Origin of the sequence: Xanthobacter lutulentifluminis (genome assembly GCF_043194675.2) — a bacterium.
In the GTDB taxonomy this organism is placed as follows: Bacteria; Pseudomonadota; Alphaproteobacteria; order Rhizobiales; family Xanthobacteraceae; genus Xanthobacter.
The window spans coordinates 3,105,313-3,124,824 of record NZ_CM195525.1 but is presented as its reverse complement, the minus strand read 5'-3'; the positions used below and the strand labels follow the sequence as shown (position 1 = coordinate 3,124,824).

Annotated in this window: 21 protein-coding genes; 13 read left to right on the top strand and 8 right to left on the bottom strand. The window is 72.0% G+C overall.

Annotated elements, in window-relative coordinates; translation table 11 throughout:
* Positions 1 to 25 precede the first annotated feature (25 nt).
* From V5F49_RS14390 to V5F49_RS14380, 3 genes are all read right to left on the bottom strand, one after another.
* On the bottom strand, positions 26 to 370 hold the full coding sequence (locus V5F49_RS14390) for a XapX domain-containing protein (protein ID WP_394116956.1): 345 nt from the start codon (positions 368 to 370) through the stop codon (positions 26 to 28).
* Between the two features lie 193 nt (positions 371 to 563).
* Positions 564 to 1,400 (bottom strand): alpha/beta fold hydrolase, encoded by an 837-nt coding sequence (locus V5F49_RS14385; protein WP_394117161.1) that lies wholly within the window; start codon positions 1,398 to 1,400, stop codon positions 564 to 566.
* A gap of 182 nt (positions 1,401 to 1,582) precedes the next feature.
* Positions 1,583 to 2,206, bottom strand: coding sequence for a hydrolase (locus V5F49_RS14380; protein WP_394117160.1), 624 nt, complete (start codon positions 2,204 to 2,206; stop codon positions 1,583 to 1,585).
* A gap of 120 nt (positions 2,207 to 2,326) precedes the next feature.
* Here V5F49_RS14380 and V5F49_RS14375 point away from each other — a divergent pair, with 120 nt between their 5' ends.
* Positions 2,327 to 2,668 carry a winged helix-turn-helix transcriptional regulator gene (locus V5F49_RS14375; protein ID WP_394116955.1) on the top strand — a complete coding sequence of 114 codons (342 nt, stop codon included), beginning with the start codon at positions 2,327 to 2,329 and terminating at the stop codon, positions 2,666 to 2,668.
* 206 nt (positions 2,669 to 2,874) lie between these two features.
* Here the strand turns inward: V5F49_RS14375 and V5F49_RS14370 are convergent, their stop codons facing one another.
* On the bottom strand, positions 2,875 to 3,783 hold the full coding sequence (locus tag V5F49_RS14370) for a helix-turn-helix transcriptional regulator (RefSeq protein WP_394116954.1): 909 nt from the start codon (positions 3,781 to 3,783) through the stop codon (positions 2,875 to 2,877).
* 204 nt (positions 3,784 to 3,987) lie between these two features.
* Positions 3,988 to 4,698 carry a glutathione S-transferase family protein gene (locus tag V5F49_RS14365; protein WP_394116953.1) on the bottom strand — a complete coding sequence of 237 codons (711 nt, stop codon included), beginning with the start codon at positions 4,696 to 4,698 and terminating at the stop codon, positions 3,988 to 3,990.
* A 153-nt stretch (positions 4,699 to 4,851) separates the two neighbouring features.
* Between V5F49_RS14365 and V5F49_RS14360 the strand changes: the two genes are divergently transcribed.
* Both V5F49_RS14360 and V5F49_RS14355 read left to right on the top strand, forming a co-directional pair.
* Complete coding sequence (locus V5F49_RS14360; RefSeq protein WP_394116952.1) at positions 4,852 to 5,553, top strand: glutathione S-transferase N-terminal domain-containing protein; 702 nt, start codon at positions 4,852 to 4,854, stop codon at positions 5,551 to 5,553.
* 91 nt (positions 5,554 to 5,644) lie between these two features.
* Complete coding sequence (locus tag V5F49_RS14355; RefSeq protein ID WP_394116951.1) at positions 5,645 to 6,232, top strand: TetR/AcrR family transcriptional regulator; 588 nt, start codon at positions 5,645 to 5,647, stop codon at positions 6,230 to 6,232.
* Positions 6,233 to 7,409: 1,177 nt separating this feature from the next.
* Here the strand turns inward: V5F49_RS14355 and V5F49_RS14350 are convergent.
* Positions 7,410 to 8,342 (bottom strand): LysR family transcriptional regulator, encoded by a 933-nt coding sequence (locus tag V5F49_RS14350; RefSeq protein ID WP_394116950.1) that lies wholly within the window; start codon positions 8,340 to 8,342, stop codon positions 7,410 to 7,412.
* 132 nt (positions 8,343 to 8,474) lie between these two features.
* Here V5F49_RS14350 and V5F49_RS14345 point away from each other — a divergent pair, with 132 nt between their 5' ends.
* From V5F49_RS14345 to mtnK, 7 genes are all read left to right on the top strand, one after another.
* Positions 8,475 to 9,026, top strand: a complete 552-nt coding sequence (locus V5F49_RS14345) for a carboxymuconolactone decarboxylase family protein (protein WP_394116949.1) — start codon at positions 8,475 to 8,477, stop codon at positions 9,024 to 9,026.
* 56 nt (positions 9,027 to 9,082) lie between these two features.
* On the top strand, positions 9,083 to 9,718 hold the full coding sequence (locus tag V5F49_RS14340) for a pyridoxamine 5'-phosphate oxidase family protein (RefSeq protein WP_394116948.1): 636 nt from the start codon (positions 9,083 to 9,085) through the stop codon (positions 9,716 to 9,718).
* Between the two features lie 101 nt (positions 9,719 to 9,819).
* Positions 9,820 to 10,599, top strand: coding sequence for a TIGR04282 family arsenosugar biosynthesis glycosyltransferase (locus tag V5F49_RS14335; protein ID WP_394116947.1), 780 nt, complete (start codon positions 9,820 to 9,822; stop codon positions 10,597 to 10,599).
* Between the two features lie 35 nt (positions 10,600 to 10,634).
* On the top strand, positions 10,635 to 11,702 hold the full coding sequence (locus tag V5F49_RS14330; protein WP_394116946.1) for a radical SAM protein: 1,068 nt from the start codon (positions 10,635 to 10,637) through the stop codon (positions 11,700 to 11,702).
* Positions 11,702 to 12,418 (top strand): glycosyltransferase family 2 protein, encoded by a 717-nt coding sequence (locus V5F49_RS14325; RefSeq protein WP_394116945.1) that lies wholly within the window; start codon positions 11,702 to 11,704, stop codon positions 12,416 to 12,418. Before V5F49_RS14330 ends, V5F49_RS14325 begins: the two co-directional genes overlap by 1 nt.
* A 9-nt stretch (positions 12,419 to 12,427) precedes the next feature.
* Positions 12,428 to 13,294: a nucleoside phosphorylase gene (locus tag V5F49_RS14320; RefSeq protein WP_394116944.1), complete on the top strand. Its 867-nt coding sequence runs from the start codon at positions 12,428 to 12,430 to the stop codon at positions 13,292 to 13,294.
* A gap of 10 nt (positions 13,295 to 13,304) precedes the next feature.
* Complete coding sequence (mtnK, locus tag V5F49_RS14315; RefSeq protein ID WP_394116943.1) at positions 13,305 to 14,564, top strand: S-methyl-5-thioribose kinase; 1,260 nt, start codon at positions 13,305 to 13,307, stop codon at positions 14,562 to 14,564.
* A 14-nt stretch (positions 14,565 to 14,578) separates the two neighbouring features.
* Here mtnK and V5F49_RS14310 read toward each other — a convergent pair whose 3' ends face one another.
* Positions 14,579 to 15,040, bottom strand: coding sequence for a PRC-barrel domain-containing protein (locus tag V5F49_RS14310; RefSeq protein ID WP_394116942.1), 462 nt, complete (start codon positions 15,038 to 15,040; stop codon positions 14,579 to 14,581).
* A gap of 161 nt (positions 15,041 to 15,201) precedes the next feature.
* On the opposite strand from V5F49_RS14310, the gene V5F49_RS14305 reads away from it, so the two are divergent.
* From V5F49_RS14305 to V5F49_RS14295, 3 genes are read left to right on the top strand one after another with little or no spacing between them, the layout of a single operon-like run.
* Positions 15,202 to 15,816, top strand: coding sequence for a cytochrome b/b6 domain-containing protein (locus tag V5F49_RS14305; protein WP_509210695.1), 615 nt, complete (start codon positions 15,202 to 15,204; stop codon positions 15,814 to 15,816).
* Between the two features lie 14 nt (positions 15,817 to 15,830).
* Positions 15,831 to 16,631: a molybdopterin-dependent oxidoreductase gene (locus V5F49_RS14300; RefSeq protein ID WP_394116940.1), complete on the top strand. Its 801-nt coding sequence runs from the start codon at positions 15,831 to 15,833 to the stop codon at positions 16,629 to 16,631.
* 31 nt (positions 16,632 to 16,662) lie between these two features.
* Complete coding sequence (locus tag V5F49_RS14295) at positions 16,663 to 18,669, top strand: hypothetical protein (RefSeq protein ID WP_394116939.1); 2,007 nt, start codon at positions 16,663 to 16,665, stop codon at positions 18,667 to 18,669.
* 368 nt (positions 18,670 to 19,037) lie between these two features.
* Here V5F49_RS14295 and V5F49_RS14290 read toward each other — a convergent pair whose 3' ends face one another.
* Positions 19,038 to 19,313 (bottom strand): hypothetical protein, encoded by a 276-nt coding sequence (locus V5F49_RS14290; RefSeq protein ID WP_394116938.1) that lies wholly within the window; start codon positions 19,311 to 19,313, stop codon positions 19,038 to 19,040.
* Positions 19,314 to 19,512: the final 199 nt, after the last annotated feature.

Below are 19,512 nucleotides of genomic sequence, written 5' to 3'. Positions count from 1 at the left end.
AAGGCGGAAGGGAGCGACGGGCGTGTCAGGCGCGCGGGGGCGAGCCGGGCGACGATCCGTTTGGCGGCTCGGGCGGGGTCACCGCGCAGACACCTGTCGCGTCCGGGGCCGCCGGCGCGGCGTCGGCGCTGTCGCGGCGGCCGGGCAGCTGGCCGAGGATGTGGCCGGAGCAGTCGGCAAGCCCGATGGCGGCGCGGATGCCGTCGCCGTTCCAGAGATGCCGCGCCACCGGCACGACCTGCTCGCCCACGAGGATGCCGAACAGCCCCACCAGCGCCACCACCGGCGGCGCCGGCGAGCGGACGTGGACGAGGCTGTAGACGATGCCGACCAGCAGGCCGGCGGCAAGCGAGGCGAGGTAGAGCTTCATGCGTCCTCCGCCGGAAACGGGGTGCGGCGCCGGCCGGGCGGTCGGCGCGGGGAACACGGCGCGGCGCCGGCCGGGCGGTCGGCGCCGAAGAGACCCGGAACGATGGCGGCGCAGCGCGCCCCCGCGCGCATCGGCCTGCCATGGTGCGGGGGGCGGCCGGGAAACGTCCGGCCGGCGCATGGCCCGCGGCCGGTCAGCTCTTGATGAAGGCCAGCAGGTCGGCGTTCAGCACGTCGTGGTTGAGGGTGAGCATGCCGTGGGAGAAGCCCGGGTAGGTCTTCAGCGTGCCGTTCTTCAGCAGCTTGACGGACTTCAGCGCGGAATCGGCGATGGGCACGATCTGGTCGTCCTCGCCGTGCAGCACCAGGGTGGGCACGGTGATGGCCTTCAGGTCGTCGGTCTGGTCGGTTTCCGAGAAGGCCTTGATGCCGTCGTAGTGGGCCTTGGCGCCGCCCATCATGCCCTGCCGCCACCAGTTGTCGACGACGCCCGGGAAGACCTTCGCGCCGGGGCGGTTGAAGCCGTAGAACGGGCCGGCCGGCACATCGACGAAGAACTGCGCGCGATTGGCGGCGAGCGCGGCGCGGAAACCGTCGAACACCTCGATGGGCAGGCCCTCGGGATTGACGGGCGTCTTCACCATCAGCGGCGGCACGGCGGAGACCAGCACCGCCTTGGCGGTGCGGCCGGACGGCTGGCCGTGCCTGGCCACATAGCGCGCGACCTCGCCGCCGCCGGTGGAATGACCGATGTGCACGGCGTTCTTCAGGTCCAGATGCTCGACGACGGCGAAGGCGTCGGCGGCATAGTGGTCCATGTCGTGGCCGTCCCACACCTGGGTGGAGCGGCCGTGGCCGCGCCGGTCATGGGCGATGACGCGATAGCCGTTGGCGAGGAAGAACAGCATCTGCGCGTCCCAGTCGTCCGACGACAGGGGCCAGCCGTGGTGGAACATGATGGGCTGGGCGGTCTTCGGCCCCCAGTCCTTGTAGAAGATCTCGACGCCGTCCTTGGTGGTGACGCTGGGCATGGCAGTCATTCCATGGGCTTGAGGGGCAGACGGGGTCGCGGCGAGCGCGCGCGGCCCGAATGGGAGAAAGAGGCCGGCGGCAAGCGCCGCGCCGGCGCCGAGGGCGAGCACCTCGCGCCGCGTCTGGCCGGCGGCGGGCACGGAACCCGCCGCGGGGAGGTCGTCGGGCTCCGGCATGGCCCTCAATGGCCTTCGGAGGCGCCGAACATGGTCTTGGCGTAGATGATGCCGAGGCCATAGGCGCCGCCGAACTTCTTGGCGATGCCGGTGGTCATGTCGTAGGTGCCGGTGCGGGCCCAGTCGCGCTGCAGCTCCAGCAGGTATTGCAGCGAGGTCATGGGCCGGGCGCCAGCCTGCACCATGCGGTCCATGGCGCGCTCGTGCGCCTCTTCCGACACGTCGCCGCAGGCATCGGCGATCACGTAGACCTCGAAGCCCTGGTCGATGGCCGAGAGCGCCGGGCCGACGATGCACACGCTGGTCCACAGGCCGGAGAGCACGATGCGGCTCTTGCCGATCTCGTTCACGCGGGCGATGACGGCGGCATCCTCCCAGGTGTTCATGGACGTGCGATCCAGCAGCGCCTGGCCCGGGAAGGCCTCGGTGATCTCGGAGAACATGGGGCCGGAGAAGCTCTTCTCGGCCACCGTGGTGAGGATGGTGGAGACGCCGAAGCCGGCGGCGGCATGGGCCACGAGGGCTGCGTTGTTGCGCAGGTTCACGGCATCGATGGACTTGGTCGCGAACGACATCTGCGACTGGAAGTCGATCATGATGAGGGTATGATCGGCAGGAGCGAGAAGCATCCCGCCGGGGGCAGCGACGGCGTTGGTCAAGGCTGTGTCTCCAGCTGTGCGAATGGGCGCGACGCTAGCGCCGCCTCGAGTTGATAGCCATTAGTTACTTGCGGGATACCGGTCACCTCCATGTCCGACACTGTGGAAGCCAAGAATAGTTATCCGGGTAACTGTGAAGCCGAGCCGTTCCTGAAGCTTCTCGCGCAGGAATGGATGAGCCACATCGTCGCGGCGCTGTCGCGCGGCGGGCCGCTGCGGTTCGGCCAGCTGCGGCGCGCGCTGCCGGGGCCGATCTCGGCGCGGGTGCTGTCGGCGCGGCTGAAGGAGCTGGAGGCCGGCGGCTACGTCAGCCGGCACGAGCTCCCCGGCAAGGTGCGGCATGTGGAATATGCGCTGACGGCGCGCGGCCGTTCCATCGACAGCGCGCTGAGCGGGCTGGAGGCAGCCATTCCGCACACCATCGCGAGCTGACCGCCCCGGGCGTGCGGCAGAGGCGGCAGGCGGGCGTCCCGGCAGGCTCCCCGACATGGCGCATCTCCCTCAAGCCGCTGGCGATGCGCGCACTATCCGTGTGTGCTGCAGCGCCGTCTTGCCGGAAAGCCGCGCCTCTTGAACAATGGTGCGGCACCCGGATCAGCGGCGCGCAATCGCCCCCGGCACAACCCGTTCGCGCCGGCTCAGCCGCGCCGCCACGCCCCCGGCGCCGCGCCGGTGAGGCGGGTGAAGGTGCGCGTCATGTGGCTCTGGTCGGAGAAGCCGCAGCAGGCGGCCACGTCCGCCAGCGGCAGGCTGGAATTCAGCAGCAGGTCGCGGGCCCGCTCCACCCGCCGGCCCAGCAGCCACTGGTAGGGCGTGGCGCCGGTGGCGGTCTTGAACCCGCGGATGAAGGCGCTGCGCGACAGGCCGCACGCCGCCGCCACGTCGCCGATCAGCACCTGGCCGTCGAGATGGCTGTCGAGCAGCTCCTTGGCGCGCATCAATACCCGGCGTGGCAGCCCGCCGCCGCCCCCGCCGGAGCGCGGGGGGCCGCCGTGGTAGCGCGCGGCAAGATGGCTCTGCATGGCGCACGCCACCTGATCGAGGAACAGGGGCGTCACCCGCTGCGGCGCGGCGAGGGCCGGCACGAGCGCGCCGGCGAGATGGGCCAGCACCGGGTCGGCCGCGCCGGGGGCAAAGCTCAGCCCCTCCGCATCGGCGAGGCCCAGCTCGTCGAAGGCGTGGCGCAGCGCCGGGCGGGAGATCTCCAGCAGGAAGAAGTCGAATTCCGTCTCCGCGTCCGCGCGGTAGGCCTCGGAGAAGGAGCGCACGTAGCAGCTGCCCGCCGCGAACTCATGCAGGGCGGAGCGGTTGCCCTCGAAGATCCGGCGCCGGTGCCCGCCCGCGAGCGCCACCCCCACCAGCAGGCCGCGCCCGCTGGGCGGGGTCTCCAGCCGGCTCATCTGCGGGCCGCCGTAGGTCTTGCGGTAGATGCTGAAGCCCGAGCCGGCCAGCTCCTGCTGGCACGACAGGGCGGCGAGCGCGCAGCCGAGGCCGTCGCGCGGCGGCGTTGGCGTGCCCCCGTTGAGGGCACCCTGTGAGAACCGCATGTCCGCCTCGCCTTGCTCGGTGGGGCAACCCGACCAGACGCTGGGGCCGGCTTTGGCGCACCCCAGGGAAGGCGGAGACTAGCACGCCCGCGCCGGTGCGGCGAGCAATCCCCCCGTGCATGGCGGGGCCGCGCCCGGCGCGCGGCCGCCGGAGCGCCCCCGCCTGCCGCAGCGGGGCGGGGGCGAAAGCGGAGGCGGGGCGGCCTACTCCGCGGCGGCGGCCGGGTAGTTGGAGGGATAGAGCGCGCGGCGCGAGGCCTCGTCGCCCGCCGCCTTGAAGGCGTGCCCGGTGCCCACCGCCCGCGCCCGCACCGCCGCCGGCCGGGCGTCGATGCCCGCGTACCAGCGCCTGATGTTGGGATAGGCGGCGAGCGGCTCCTCCGCCCCCTTCAGGATGCGCGGGGCGCGATCGAGCCAGCCCCAGGCGGACATGTCGGCGATGGAATAGGCATCGCCCACCAGGAAGCTGCGCCCTTCGAGATGGGCATCCAGCACCGCGAAATGGCGCTCCGCCTCGCGCCGGTAGCGGTTCACGGCATAGTCCAGCCCCGCCGGGGCCACATGCTGGAAATGCACCGCCTGCCCGGCGAACGGGCCGAGCCCGGAGGCGATGAACATGAGCCAGGAGAGCAGCTCCGGGCGATGCTGCGGCGTGGCGCCGAACAGGCCGGTCTTTTCCTGCAGATACATGAGGATGGCGGTGGAATCGAACACCCGCGCCGCTGCCCCGCCGGGGCCTTCGGTATCGACGATGGCCGGCAGCTTGCCATTGGGGTTGATGGCCCGGAACTCCGGCAGGTGCTGCTCGCCCTTGGCGGTGTCCACGGGCACGACCTCATAGGCCAGCCCGGCTTCCTCCAGGAACAGGGCGACCTTGGCGGGATTGGGCGTGGGATGAAAATAGAAGCGGATCAAAGGGGACCTCCGCACGGGTGCCGCGACCCGTTGATTTTTAGAGCGATCGATTTAGAATGGAGAGGACAGTCGGGCTTCGCAAGCTCTTTTCGGCGGCGGCTCCGGCATTCGCCCGCCGGCCTCGCGGCGCCGCACAGCGTGGAATGTATTGACATGATCGATCTGTACTACTGGCCCACCCCGAACGGCCACAAGATCACGATGTTCCTGGAGGAGACCGGGCTCCCCTACAAGATCATCCCGGTGGACATCAGCGCCGGCGACCAGTTCAAGCCCGACTTTCTCGCCATCGCGCCGAACAACCGGATGCCGGCCATCGTCGATCACGCCCCGACGGACGGCGGCGCGCCGCTGTCGCTGTTCGAATCCGGGGCCATCCTGCTCTATCTCGCGGAGAAGACCGGCCGATTCCTGCCGGCCGACCTGCGCGGGCGCAAGAGCGTGCTGGAATGGCTGTTCTGGCAGGTGGCGGGGCTTGGTCCCATGGCCGGGCAGAACCACCATTTCAGCCTCTACGCGCCCGAGCGCATTCCCTATGCCACCGAGCGCTACGTGAAGGAGACGAACCGCCTGTACGGCGTGCTCGACCGCCGGCTGGCGCAGAGCCCGTTCGTGGCGGGGGCGGAGTATTCCATCGCCGACATGGCGATCTATCCCTGGATCGTGCCCTACAAGCGCCAGCAGCAGGACATCGACCAGTTTCCCAGCCTGCGCCGCTGGTTCGAGGCGGTGGCGGCGCGCCCCGGCACGGTCGCGGCCTATGCGCGGGGCGAGCCCTTCTCCGGCCGGCCCACGGTGACCGAGGCCGGCAAGAAGATCCTGTTCGGACAGACCGCGGTGCGCAGCGCGGGCTGAGGCGTGGACGGGCCGCGCGTGACGGCGGCGCAACTTGTGGCTAGGCTCGGCGCGCACGCCGGGCCTGAGCCGGCTCAGGGACTGGCGGACCATGGCACGGCCGAGGGCATTCGACGAGGGAGAGGTGCTGGACGCGGCGCTGCGCTGCTTCTGGGAGCGCGGCTACGAGGCCACCTCGGTGCGCGATCTCGCGGCCAGCATGGGCCTCACCGGCGCCAGCCTCTACAACGCCTTCGGCGACAAGCACGCGCTCTATGAGCGCGCCCTCGCGCGCTATGTCAGCGGCAGCGTGGGCGAGCGCATCCAGCGGCTGGAGACGGCCGGGCTGCCGCCGCGCGCCGCCATCGCCGGCTTCTTCGGCGAGGTGGTGGAACGCTCCCTCGACGATCCGCAGATGAAGGGCTGCATGGTGGTCAACGCCGCCGTGGAGCTGGGCCCGCACGATCCGGAAATCCGCGAGGCCGCGGCCGCCACGCTGGGCGAGATCGAGGCCTTCCTGCGCCGCCAGGTGGCCACGGGGCAGGCCGACGGTTCCCTCTCCGCGCGCCAGTCGCCGGACGATGCCGCCCGGATGCTGCTGGGCGTGCTGCTGGGCCTCCGGGTGCTCGCCCGCATCCGCCCGGACCGCGCCCTGCTGGAAGGCGCCTTCCGCACCGCGCTCGCCGCGCTGGACGCCTAGGCGGCCGCATCGAGGCCGCGCTCCCTCCCAAGGATGCGCATTCGCGGTGTTGATCACGGCTGGCACCCGCACAGGAGGTCGGCGTGGCGAGGTCCCGCAGTTCTCGCGAGCGCCGGCGGCCATGACGCTGCCCGAACTGCGCTCGCCGCCTCGACGGCCGCATCGGGGCCGCGCTCCCTCTCAAGGGTGCGCACTCGCGGTGTCGATCACGGCCGGCACCCGCGCCGACCGTCGGTGTGGCGAGGTCCCGCAGTTCTCGCGAGCGCCGGCGGCCATGACGCTGCCCGTACCGCGCTGGACGCCTCGACGGCCGCATCGGGGCCGCGCTCCCTCCCAAGGATGCGCACCCGCGGTGTCGATCACAGCCGGCACCCGTACGGGAGGTCGGCGTGGCCGGGTCCCGCATCCTGCGAGCACCGGCGGCCATGCGCTGCCCGTACCGCGCTGGACGCCTCGACGGCCGCATCGGGGCCGCGCTCCCTCTCAAGGGTACGCACTCGCGGTGTCGATCACGGCCGGCGCCCGCGCCGGCCGTCGGTGTGGCGAGGTCCCGCAGTTCTCGCGAGCGCCGGCGACCATGCTCTCCGCCCGCCAGAAGACCTGCGGGCGCGGCGGGGCTCGCCTGCCGCTGCCGATCCGTCCCGTCTGTCCGTGGCCTGAACGAGGTCACGCCCCCGTTCTCGGCCTGCCGCCCCAGAGCGCGGCGCCCACGCATGACCGTCCCACGGTGACGGCCTCTCAGGACGCGGCTCCTGACCGGTCGGCCGTCGACAGGGCCGCCATTTCCGCCCACGCCGGCCGCCGGCGTGGCGGGGCCCTGCAAATCTCGCGAGCACCGGCGGACAGGCAGCGCGCTCGCCGCGCGATACGCCCAGGCGGCCGCATCGGGGCCTTGATCCCAAGGATGCCCGTCGACGGCGTCGATCACAGCCGGCACCCGCGCGGGAAGTCGGTGTTGGGGGGGGGGCCCGCAGATCTCGCGAGCACCGGCGTCTCTCTCCCTCTCCCGGCCAGACGGCCTCCGGGCGAGGCGTGCCTTGTGTGCCGCTGCCGATCCGGTCCGTCTGTCCGTCGCGCGACCGAGGTCACGGCCGCCCCCTTTACCCGGCCTGCGGCCCCAGAGCGCGGCGCCCACGCATCACCAGCCACGCATGACTGCCCGCGCGGGGACAGCCCCTCAGGACGCTTCCCGGTCGGCCGTGGACAGGGCCGCCAGCCGCGCCCTCAGGCGGGGCACGGCCACATCCACGAACGCCCGCAGCCGCGCCACCGGAAGCCGCGCCGCCGGATAGACCACGTGCACCGGCAGGGGCGCGCCCTCGTACGCCTCCAGCAGCAGCACGAGGCGGCCGGCCGCCAGATCCTCCTCCACCTGATAGGACAGCACCCGCGTGATGCCCCGGCCCCGCACCGCCGCCGCGATGGCGGCCTCGGCGCCGTTGACCCGGAAGCGCGGCGCCACCTGCACCGTCCGCCGCGCCCCGCCGGACGGGCCGGCGGCAAAGGCCCAGCCGTCGGTCTCGGTGATCTGCGAGAAGGAGATCACCCCGTGTCCCGCCAGCTCCGCCGGCGTGGCGGGCCGGCCGCGGGCGGCGAGATAGGCGGGGCTCGCGCACACCACCCGCCGCACCGCGCCGACGCGCACCGCGACCAGGCTGGAATCCGGCAGGGGGCCGATGCGCACCGCCGCGTCGAGCCCCTCGTCCACCAGGCTCGCGACCCGGTCGAGCAGCAGCAGGCGCACCGCGAGGTCGGGATGCACGTCCAGCAGATCCTCCATCACCGGCGCCACATGCAGCCGGCCGAACACCGCCGGCGCGGTCACCGAGAGCACCCCGCGCGGGGCGGTGCGCTCCCCGGCGGCGAGCAGGTCCGCCTCCGCCAGCTCGGCGAGGATGGCACGGCAGGAGGCGAGATAGCGCTCCCCCGCCTCGGTGAGGCGCAGGGCGCGGGTGGAGCGATGCAGCAGCCGGGTGCCCAGGTGCGTCTCCAGCTGCGCCACCGCGCGGGTGACCGCCGCCGGCGAGCGGCCGAGCCGCCGCGCCGCCCGGGCGAGGCTCCCCTCCTCCATGGCGCGCACGAACGCCGTCATGGCGTCGAACCGATCCATGCGGAACCCTCCGAAGCTTGTTTCACATTTCGCAATGATAGCTTTCAAACTCTCATCATTCCGCGAAATTCGTACCGGGCCTAGCCTTCCCCCATCGCGCTCCGTTCCAGCGCGCAGCGAAGGACAGTCCCCATGACCCGCATTTCCCCCGTCGATACCGCGACCGCCACCGGCAAGGCCGGCGAGCTGCTGGCCGCCGTCGCCGCCCGTTTCGGCAGCACCCCCAACCTGTTCCGCGTGGCCGCGCAGTCCCCGGCAGCGCTGGAGGCCCTGATCGGCGTGTCCGGCGCGCTCGGCGGCGGCGCCCTGCCGGCCCGCACCCGGGAGAGCCTCGCCCTCACCGTGGCCGAGGTAAACGGTTGCGACTACTGCCTTTCCGCCCATTCGCTGATCGGCCGTGGCGCCGGCCTGTCGGACGCGGACATCGCCCTCGCCCGCTCCGGCCGCGCCGCTGATTCCCGCACCGAGGCCACCCTCGCCTTCGCCCGCACCGTGGTCGCCACGCGCGGCAATGTGAGCGATGCCGACCTCGCCGCCGCCCGCGCCGCCGGGCTCGACGACGGCGCGCTGGTGGAGACCGTGGCGCAGGTCGCCATGAACATTTTCACCAACTATCTCAACAATGTGGCGGAGACGGAGATCGATTTCCCCGTGGTCCGCACGGCTGCCTCGCAGGCGGCCTGAGCGTGCGGAGGCCGGCCGCTCGCGCCGGCCTCCGTCCCATTCCGGAGGGCTCCGCCATGACCCAGACACCGTCCGCATCCCCGTCCAGCGACATCGCCTTCACGCCCGCCGTCAAGGCCGCGCAGGAGCAGCGCTCGGACCGTCCCGTCCATACGCGCATCGCGGCGGCCGGCGGCTTCCGCACCGGTGTCACGGCCGATCTCGTCGCCTTCCTCGGCACCGTGGACACGGCCTTCCTCGCCACCGCCAGCGCCGATGGCCAGCCCTATGTGCAGCATCGCGGCGGCCCGCCCGGCTTCATCCGCGCGGTGGACGGCAGCACGCTGGGCATCGCCGACTACAGCGGCAACCGGCAATACGTCACCATCGGCAATCTCAGCGAGAACGCCCGCGCTTTCCTGTTCCTGATCGACTATGCCGCGCGGCGGCGGGTCAAGATCTGGGGCACCGCGCAGGTGGTCGAGGGCGATCCGGATCTCGTCGCCCGCCTGATGCCCGAGGGCTATGGCGCCCGGCCGGAACGGGCGCTGCTCTTCCACGTCTCCGCCTGGGACGTGAACTGCCCCCAGCACATTCCGCAGAAGCTGGACGCCGCCCTGGTCCGGCAGGCGCTGGAGACGCGCGAGATCCGCATCTCCGAGCTGGAGGCCGAGGTGAAGCTCCTGCGCGCGCAGCTGGCCGTGCACCGCTGAGCCGGCGCTCACGCGGTCGATCACTCGTTCGTGAGGTGTGTAACGCCGGCGGCACCTGCCGCGAATACCTGATCAGACCCCCACATGCGGAGCCGCCAGACATGAGCGCGTCCCAAAGCGTCCCTGCGTGCGCCATCGCCGTGATGGCCAAGGCCTCGGCGCCGGGCCGCACCAAGACGCGGCTGTGTCCGCCGCTGGAGCCGGTCGAGGCCGCCGCCTTCAACACCGCCTTCATCGCCGACATCGTCGCCAACATCCTCGCGGCCGGCCCCACGCTCGCGCCTTATGTCGCCTACGGGCCTGCGGGCGCGGGGCATTTCTTCGATGCCCTGCTGCCGCCCGGCGTCGGACGCATCGAGGCGGCACAGCCGGGCTTCGGCGCCTGCCTCAGGGCGACGCTCGGCCACCTCCTGGCGCTCGGCCATCCCGCGGCCGCGGTGCTGAACGCCGACAGCCCGACCCTGCCCCCCGCCCTGCTCGCCGAGATGGCCGAGGTGCTGGCGCGACCCGGCGACCGCGCCGTGCTCGGCCCCTCCACCGACGGCGGATATTACGTGCTCGGCCTGAAGACCCCGCACCGCCGGCTGTTCGAGGACATCGACTGGAGCACCGAGCGCGTGGCTGCGCAGACCCTCGAGCGCGCCGCCGAGATCGGGCTCGAGATGCACCTCCTGCCGCCCTGGTACGACGTGGATGACGCGGCCGCGCTGCGCCTGCTCCACGGCGAGCTGGTCGCCGGCGTCCCGTTCGGCACCGGAGACCATGCGCGCGGCCGCGCCCGCGACGCGGAGCGCCTTTTGCGCCGGCTGCTCGACACCCGCGACCTCGGTGCCCGCCTCGGCCTGCCGGACGAACCGCCGGCCCGGCTGCGCGCCTCCTGATCCGGACCTTCCCAGATGCCACGGAACCGAATGCCATGAACGCCATCATCCCGGGTCGCCAGAGCGATGCCCGACGCTATTTCGAGCGGGCCGAGGCCGCGCGCGGCGCCGTGCCGGTGCGCAAGCCGGTGTGCCTCTATCTGGAGACCACCAATCGCTGCAACCTGCTCTGCACCACCTGTCCGCGCACCTATGAGGAGCTGGAGCCCCCCGCCGACATGAGCTGGGAGCTGTTCACCTCCATCGTGGACCAGATCCCCGACCTGGAGCGGTGCGTGCTGCACGGCGTGGGCGAGCCGATGCTCGTCCCCCACCTCGACCGCATGGTGCGCTACCTGAAGGATCGCGGCACCTACGTGCTGTTCAACACCAACGGCACGGTGCTGAACGAGAAGAACGGCCGGGCGATGATCGACGCCGGCCTCGACGAGCTACGCGTCTCCCTCGACGCCTCCAACGCGCATTCCTACAAGGCGGTGCGCGGCAAGAACTATTTCGACCGCATCCTGAAGAACGTGCGCGCCTTCCGCGAGCTGCAGGAGCGCGAGGGCCACACCAATCCCCGCGTCTCCGCCTGGCTCACCGGCCTCAAGGAGACCATCGCCGAGCTGCCGGACTTTGTCCGCGTCGCCGCGCAGCTCGGCGTGCGGGAGGTCTATCTCCAGCGCCTCGTCTTCTTCGAGCAGGAGAGCATCGGCCTCGCCCGGCCGGATCAGGCGCTCTACGAGCAGTTCGACGGCGCCGAGGCGCGCCTGATCGAGGAGGCGTCCGAGATCGCGCGCTCGCTCGGCATGATATTCTCCGCCTCCGGCGCCGCCGCCGAGCCGGGCATGAGCCTGAAGCGGGCGGACGACCCCAACCCCTGGTCCATGTGCCGCCGGCCGTGGACGGTCATGTACTTCACCGCCAACGGGCGCGCCCTGCCCTGCTGCATCGCGCCCTTCTCCCAGCGCGGCTACGAGAACTACACGCTGGGCGACGCCACCCGGCAGAGCCTCGCCGACATCTGGGAAGGGCAGGAATACCGCACCTTCCGCGAGCAGCTCCTGTCCGACTGCCCGCCCGGCGCCTGCGCCAATTGCGGCCTGCGGTGGAGCCTGTGATGCGCCCGCGCGTCGCCCTCGTCATCCCGACCCTCCAGGAGGCGGAGACCATCGCCGCGACCCTCGCCGAGATCCCGGCGGGCGTCGTGGACGAGGTGATCGTCGCCGACGGCGGGTCCACGGACGGCACGCGCGATATCGCCGCCGCCGCCGGGGCGAGCGTGGTCGCCGCCGGGCGCGGGTTCGGCCGGGCCTGCCTCGCCGGGGCGAGCGCGGCGCGCGACGCGGACATCCTCGCCTTCATGGACGCCGACGGCGCCGACGACCCCGCCTTCCTGCCGGCGCTCATCGAGCCGGTGCGGACGGGCCGGGCCGACCTCGTGCTCGCCTCCCGCACCCGTGGCGTGCGCGAGGCCGGAAGCATGGCCTGGCACCAGGTTCTCGCTGGCCACGCGCTGGGGTTCGGCATCCGCGCGCTCTACGGGGTCGCCCTCTCGGACATGTGCACGTTCCGCGTCATCCGCCGCGATGCGCTGGTGGGCCTCGGCATGCGCGAGCTCACCTACGGCTGGAACATCGAGATGCAGATGCGCGCCGCCCGCGACGGCCTGCCCATGCTGGAGCTGCCGGTGGCCTACCGCTGCCGCCGCGGCGGCGCCTCCAAGGTCGCGGGCACCGTGCGCGGCACGTTCACGGCCGGCACGCGCATCGTCTCCACCTTCCTGCGGGTCGCGTCCCAGCCCTCCCGGCCGGCCGCCACCGGCGCCAAGACGTGAGTGCCTTCCATGCTGCTGCAGCCGTTCAAGGACCCCGATGACCCCGCCGGCCGCGAGGCGACGCCCCTGCCCGCCGGCCTGCTGCCGCTGATCGACCGGGCCGATCATCGCGCCCCGTCCGTGTTCCTGCCCGAGAACATGATGCGCGAGGCGCGCCGCCAGAAAGGCCTGTCCGCCGGGCCGGTGCCCCGTGTGGTGCTGCTCGACCCGGACGGGGACATGGTGGACTTCGTGCGCGCCCATCGCGCGGCGCGACGTTCCCCGGTGTGGGCCTGCTACCACACCGACATGTGGGAGTGGGAGGAGGATGGCCTCCCCTTCGGCATCGTCGGCTATGCGGTGGGCGCCTCCTTCGCCGTGCTGGTGGCGGAGCAGGCGTTCGTGTGCGGCTGCGAGCTGCTGGTGTCGGTGGCCTCCGCCGGCCAGATCGCCGAGCAGGCGCCGCCCTCCTTCCACATCCTCATCGACCGGGCGCTGCGGGACGAGGGCACGAGCTACCACTACCTGCCCGCCGCGCCGTTCGCCGCTGCCGACCCCGAGCTGGTGCGGCTGGCGCATGCCGCCTTCATCGATAGCGACGGCCCGGTGCTGACCGGCGCCACCTGGACCACCGACGCCCCCTTCCGCGAGACGGAGGCAGCCATCGCCCGGCGCAAGGCGGAAGGCCTGCTCGCCGTGGAGATGGAGGCCGCGGCCCTCTACGCCTTCGCCCGCGCGCGGCGCCGGCCGGTGCTGTGCCTCGCCCATGTCACCAACCAGCTCGGCTGCGTGGATGGCGATTTCGAGAAGGGCGACCACAACGGCGCGAGCCGTTCCATCGCGCTCGCCTCGGCCTTCGCCCGCGCCTGGGCTGGCGCCGAGGCCCCCGCGACCTGAGGAGGCATTCATGCTGGACCGCACCGCCTACCGCCCCCTCGACTGCGCCAGCCTGCCGGTCCGCCTCGGCGGGCGCGAGGCGCTCACCGACCGCCTCGGCCCGCCGCAAGACTGGCACGTGCGCGAGGTGGGCGACGGCAACCTCAACCTCGTCTTCATCGTTGAGGGCCCGCACGGCTCGGTGGTGGTGAAGCAGGCGCTGCCCTATGCCCGCGTCGTGGGCGAGAGCTGGCCCATGTCGCTCGACCGCGCCTTCTTCGAGCACGAGGCGCTGCGGCGCCTCGGCGCGCGCGACCCGGGCCGCGTGCCGCAGCTGATCTTCTTCGATCCGGCGCAGGCCATGATCGCCATGGAGCACCTGACGCCCCACGTGGTGGTGCGCCGCGCGATCCTGGACGGCCGGTCGCTGCCGCATCTCGGGACCCACCTCGGCCTCTATCTCGCGCGAACTTTGTTCCGCGGGTCGGACTTCGCCATGCCCACCGCCGCCCGCAAGGCAGACCTCGCGCTGTTCGCCGGCAATGTTGAGCTGTGCGGCATCACCGAGGAGCTGGTGTTCTCCGACCCGTTCAAGATCGCCCCCCTCAACCGCCACACGCCGGGCCTTGAGGCCGTGGCCGCCGCCGTGCGCGGCGACCGGGACCTGAAGCGCGTGGCGCTGGAGATGAAGGCCCGCTTCGCCACCGCCGCCGAGACCCTGCTGCACGGCGACCTGCACACCGGCTCGATCATGGCGACCGAGGCCGACACCCGCGTCATCGACGCCGAGTTCGCGCTCTATGGCCCGTTCGGCTTCGACGTGGGCGTGCTGCTCGCCCATCTGTGGATGGGCTTCCTCGCTCGCTCCGGCCACCACGCCGATGCCGCCGGCGCCGCCCGGCAGGGGGAGGAGCTGCTCGCCGCGGCGGCAACGGTGTGGACCGTGTTCCGCGCCGAATTCACCCGCCTGTGGCGCACCGAGCGCGCGGGCATTCTCGGCGGGCGCGACCTGTTCGAGGACCAGGGCGACATGGCGGGCGCGGAAGCGGCGCTGGCCGGTCTCCTCGTGTCCATCTGGCGCGACGCGCTGGGCTTTGCCGGCATCGAGATCCACCGCCGCATCCTGGGCCTGGCCCATGTGGCGGACTTCGAGGCCATCGCCGACGAAAACCTGCGGGCGGCGCTGGAATCGCGGGCGCTGGCGTTCGGCCGGCAGCTCGCCCTCGGCAGGGACGAGATCGGCACGGTGGAGGCGGCGAACCGCCTCGCCCGCGATGCGGAGGGGCGCTGATGCCCCTCCCTCCCTCAGCGGCGGGTGATGGCGATGCGGATGGTCTCGTCCGCCGGCACCATCGCGCCCGATCCGGCGGTCCAGGTGGCCTGCTCCGGCAGGTCCTCCCGGTCGATATCGAGCAGGGCGATCTGCCGGCCGAGGATGGCCACCGCCTCGATCGGCACCGCCACCGGCCGCCCGCCATGGCCGAACCATCCGCCCACCGGCACCACCAGCACGATGCCGCCCTCCGCAGTGCGCGCCACGGCGGTGACGCGACCCAGCGTCCGGTCGTCGAAATCGAGCAGCGGCAGGCCCACCAGATCGCCCACGCGCACCTTCTGGGGGAAGCGCTTCTCCATGCGCTCGGCGGGGGTGAGGCCGTCATCCTCGGCGGGCGCCGTCTGCGTGTGCGCGCCGCCCGCGGCGAACGCCGGACCGGCCAGCGGCAGCACCAGCGCGACCGCTATCGCAAGAGATCTGAAACGGGACATGAAACTCTCCTCAAGATCCATTTGCGTCAAATATTAATTCAGCTACTCCCAATTTCAATACTTCATTCTCAATATTCTTTTCAATCAGAAACCGGAGGGAGGCGGACATGAACGGCAAGCCAATACACGCTCGACGCATGCATCCACTGCCGATCCGGATCATGCACTGGACCAACGCCGCGGCGATGGTGGTGATGATCGGCAGCGGCTGGAAGATCTACAATGACGAGGCGATCTTCGGCTTCCTGCACTTCCCGCAGGAGATCGTGCTCGGCATCTGGGCCCAGCATGGCCTGCAGTGGCATTTCTTCGGCATGTGGGTGCTGGTGCTGAACGGCCTGGCCTATCTCGGCTACGGCCTCGTCACCGGCCGCTTCGCGCGGCTGTTCCTGCCCATCCGCCCGCGCGAGGTGATCGCCGAGATCAGGTCCGCCCTCACCTTCCGCCTGCGCCACGACGACCTCACCCACTACAACGCGGTGCAGAAGCTGCTTTACGTGGGCGTCATCGCCATCATCGCGGTGCAGGTGGCATCGGGCCTTGCCATCTGGAAGCCGGTGCAGTTCTCCGGCCTCGTCAACCTGTTCGGCGGGTTCCAGGGGGCGCGGCTGGCGCATTTCATCGGCATGGCGGCCATCGTCGGCTTCATGGTGGTGCATGTCGCGCTTGCGCTGCTGGTGCCGCGCACCATCGGCGCCATGCTCACCGGCGGACCGGTGGTCGATCCGCCCGAGCCCGCGGTGGAGCCTCAATCCGCGCCCACCGCCAGCCACTGACCGGAGGAGAGAACATGTTCTTCCGCAATCCCTTCGCCCCCGGACCGGCGGCCCGCCCCTCCGTCACCACGCCCGACCGCGGCATCCTCACCGAGCACCGCAAGCTGGTGCAGGCCATCGACCGCCGCAAGGTGCTGAAAGGCTCGCTGAGCCTCGGCGCGCTGTCGCTGCTCACCGGCTGCACGGTCTCCGACGAGCCCTCCGTGCAGAGCGTGCTCAAGGCCTTCTCCGACTTCAACGACGGGGTGCAGGCGAAGCTGTTCGATCCGACCCGGCTCGCCCCCACCTACTCGCGCGATCTGGTGGTGAAGCCGCCCCGCTTCAACGCCTATTACGAGATCGACGAGGTGAAGCCGGTGGACGTGTCCACCTGGAAGCTGGAGCTCACCGGCCTCGTCAAGGACCGGCGGCCCTGGACCCTCGAGCAGATCAACGCGCTGCCGCAGCAGGAAGTCATCATCCGCCACATCTGCGTGGAGGGATGGGACTATATCGGCCAGTGGTCGGGACCGAACCTCCGGGCGTTCCTCGAGCGCGTGGGCGCGGACCTCACGGCCAAGTATATCGCCTTCTACGGCAACGACGATTACATGGAGAGCATCGACATGGCATCCGCGCTCCATCCCCAGACCATCCTCGCGACCGCCTATGCCGGCGAGCCGCTGACGGCGCCGTTCGGCGCGCCCATGCGGCTGCGCACGGCGGTGAAGCTCGGCTTCAAGAACCCCAAGTGGATCCGCGCCATCGAGGTGACCAACACCTATCCCGGCGGCTTCTGGGAGAAGCAGGGCTTCAACTGGTTCGCCGGACTGTGAGGCCGGCGGCCCGCCCGCGCCGGGAACGCTGATGATGGCCGCGCCCGGCCCGATCGCGGCCTGCGTGCTGGTCGCGCTTGTCCTGTGGGGGGTGCCGGGCTTCGTGCTGGCGCGCGCCTTCGGACGACAGCCGGGCCTGCGCCTGCTGGTGGCGCCCGCGCTCGGCTGGGCCGGCCAGACCACGCTGGCCCATGCGCTCGCCGTGGGGCTCGGCCTGTCGGGCGGCGTCGCGCTCGCGGCGGCCGCGCTCCTGTGCCTGCCGGCGGTGTGGCCTGCGGTCCGGCCGGCGATGGGACGCACGGACCCATCGGCGGGCCGGCGCGCGGCGGGCTTCCCCTCGCGATGGCGCGTCGCGCTTGCCGCCCTCGCCTGCGCCGCCGCGCTGGCGCTGATTCCGACCGTGGCGCTGCTGCCCAAGCCGGCGGCCGACGGCGCGGTCCACCTCGCCACGCCCATCTACGACCACGCCAAGATCGCGCTGGTGGACGAGATGGTGCGCGCGCCGCAGATCCCGCCGGCCAATCCGTTCTACGGCGCGGAGGGCTCCACCGGGCGCGTATCCTACTATTACCTCTGGCATTTCGGCACCGCCCAGCTGGCGCGGCTGACGGGCGCGAGCGGGTGGGAGGCGGATGCGGCCGCCACCTTCTTCACCGCCTTCGCAGCCCTCGCGCTGGTGGCGGGCCTCGCGCTGCGGCTGTCGCCGGGCACGGCGGCGCCGCTGCTGGCGCTCGCCGCGGCCGCGACCGGCAGCGTGCGGCCGGTGATGGCGGCGCTGATCGGGCCCGCCCGGCTCGACAGGATGCTGGAGCAGGCCTCGGGCCTCGGCCCGCTGCTGTTCCAGGCCAGCTGGAGCCCGCACCATGTGGCCTCGGCGGCCAGCGTCGTGCTCGCCATCCTGCTGCTCGCGCGCATGCGCTGCCGCGCGGGCCCGGGATCGGCCGCGCTTCTGGCGCTGCTGGTGGCATCCGCCTTCGGCAGCTCGCTGTGGGTAGGTGGCGTCACGCTCGCGGTGGCGGCGGGACCGGTGGCGGCGGTGCTCATCGCCGGAGGACCGGCGCAGGGGCGCTGGCGCTTCCTGCTCGCCGCGACCGGCGCCGGGCTCGCCGCGGCGGTCCTCTCCCTCCCCATCCTGGCCGCGCAGGCGGCCACCGCCATGGCGCGGGGCGGCGGGGTGCCGATCCGCCTCATGCCGGTGTCCGTTCTGGGGCAGGCCGTGCCGGATACGCTGCGCGCGCTGCTGGATCCGGCGGCCTACTGGCTGGTGCTGCTGCCGGTGGAATTCCCCCTCGCGCTCACCGCCGGCCTTGCGGGCCTCGCCGCCCTGCTGCGCGCGCGGGGTGCCAACGCCATGGTCGGGGCGCTCGCCATGCTGGCGGCCGTGTCGCTCGGCGTCGGCGCCCTGCTGGTCAGCACGGCGGGCGACAACAACGATCTCGGCTGGCGCGCGGTGTTGCCGGCGGTGCTGGTGCTGTCCGCCTGCGCCGGCGGCGCGCTGGCGCAGGCGCTCGGCCGCAGGCATCCCGCTGCGGCCGTGGCGCTGATGCTGGCGTTCGCGGCGGGCGTGCCCGACACGGCCGCCCTCGCCACCCGCAATATCGGCGGGCTGGCCGGGCCCGATGGCGCCGCCTTCCGCAATGATCCGCAGATGTGGGCGCGGGTGCGCGGCGCGCTGCCGCCGGAGACCCGGCTTGCCGCCAACCCGGACCGGCTGGCGCATCTCGCGTCCTGGCCCATCAACCTGTCGTGGGCGCTTCTGGCGCGCGGACGCTCATGCTTTGCCGGACGCGAGCTGGCGCTCGCCTTCGCTCCGCTGACGCCGGAGGCGCGCAACGACGTGGCGGACCTGTTCGAGCGGGTGTTCGCGGGCAGGCCGGCGGCGGGCGACCTCGAACGGATGCACGGCCCGCTGGGCTGCGGCGCGGTGCTGGTGACGGCCGAGGATGGCGCCTTCGCCGCCGATCCCTTCGCGCAGAGCCCGCTCTACCGTCTCCGCGACGAGGTCCCCGGACGCTGGCGGCTCTACCGGGCGCGCTAGAGTTTTTCTGCTCATCAAGGCTCACGGGAGAATATTCTACGGCTTGTCGTCTCGCCTCTTCTTCACACGCGCCGGAAACGACTTCACCCGGAGACACTCCGGCGTGCTCCCGACAGGCAGATCCGATGCGATCAGCGACGCCTGACTGCGCGATCGGGAAAGCGTGTGAGGGGAGCGCTACCGCCTGCCTTGCCATGCAGGGGGAATCAAGACGTGCCGCAGCCGCGGCCGGGAGGGGCGCGCGGCAACGGCTGACAGGACTGCGGGCGTATGCGGCCCCTTTTCAACAGGCCGGAGCGGCGCGGACGCCGCCGTCGGCGCCCGGGCCGGGGGGTAGGGCGCCCCCCGCGACCCGGGCTGCGGCCGGCTCAGTTGTTGCCGAGGCCGCGATCCCCGAGAGCGAACAGCGCAGCGTCCGCTTCCGACACGCCTTCCGGACGGCCCGCGCCCTGGAAATGGCCCGCGCCATGGCCCGCATTCGCATAGCCGATGGCGGCCGGCGCATGCAGGGGCGCGGAAATCTCGCCGCGGGCGACACGCTGGGTTTCGCGGTTCACCGCGGTCTCGGTCTCGTCGGCGAGGCTGATGCCCGGCAGGGTCAGGACAGCGCTGGCGAGGGCGATGAAGAACACAGTCTTACGCATGATGTAATCTCCGATATCGAACCTTCGATACCTGGTATTTCGCAGTCGCAGCACGATTGGTTACAGTTCGACATCATTCGTCAATCAACAGATTTTGAACCGCGCACGAAGGACTTCATCCGCACCGCGGGGAGCCAACCTCGCGTCCTCGTGATCCGACAGCCCGTAACACCCCCCGCGCGCGATCCGAACCTGCGGC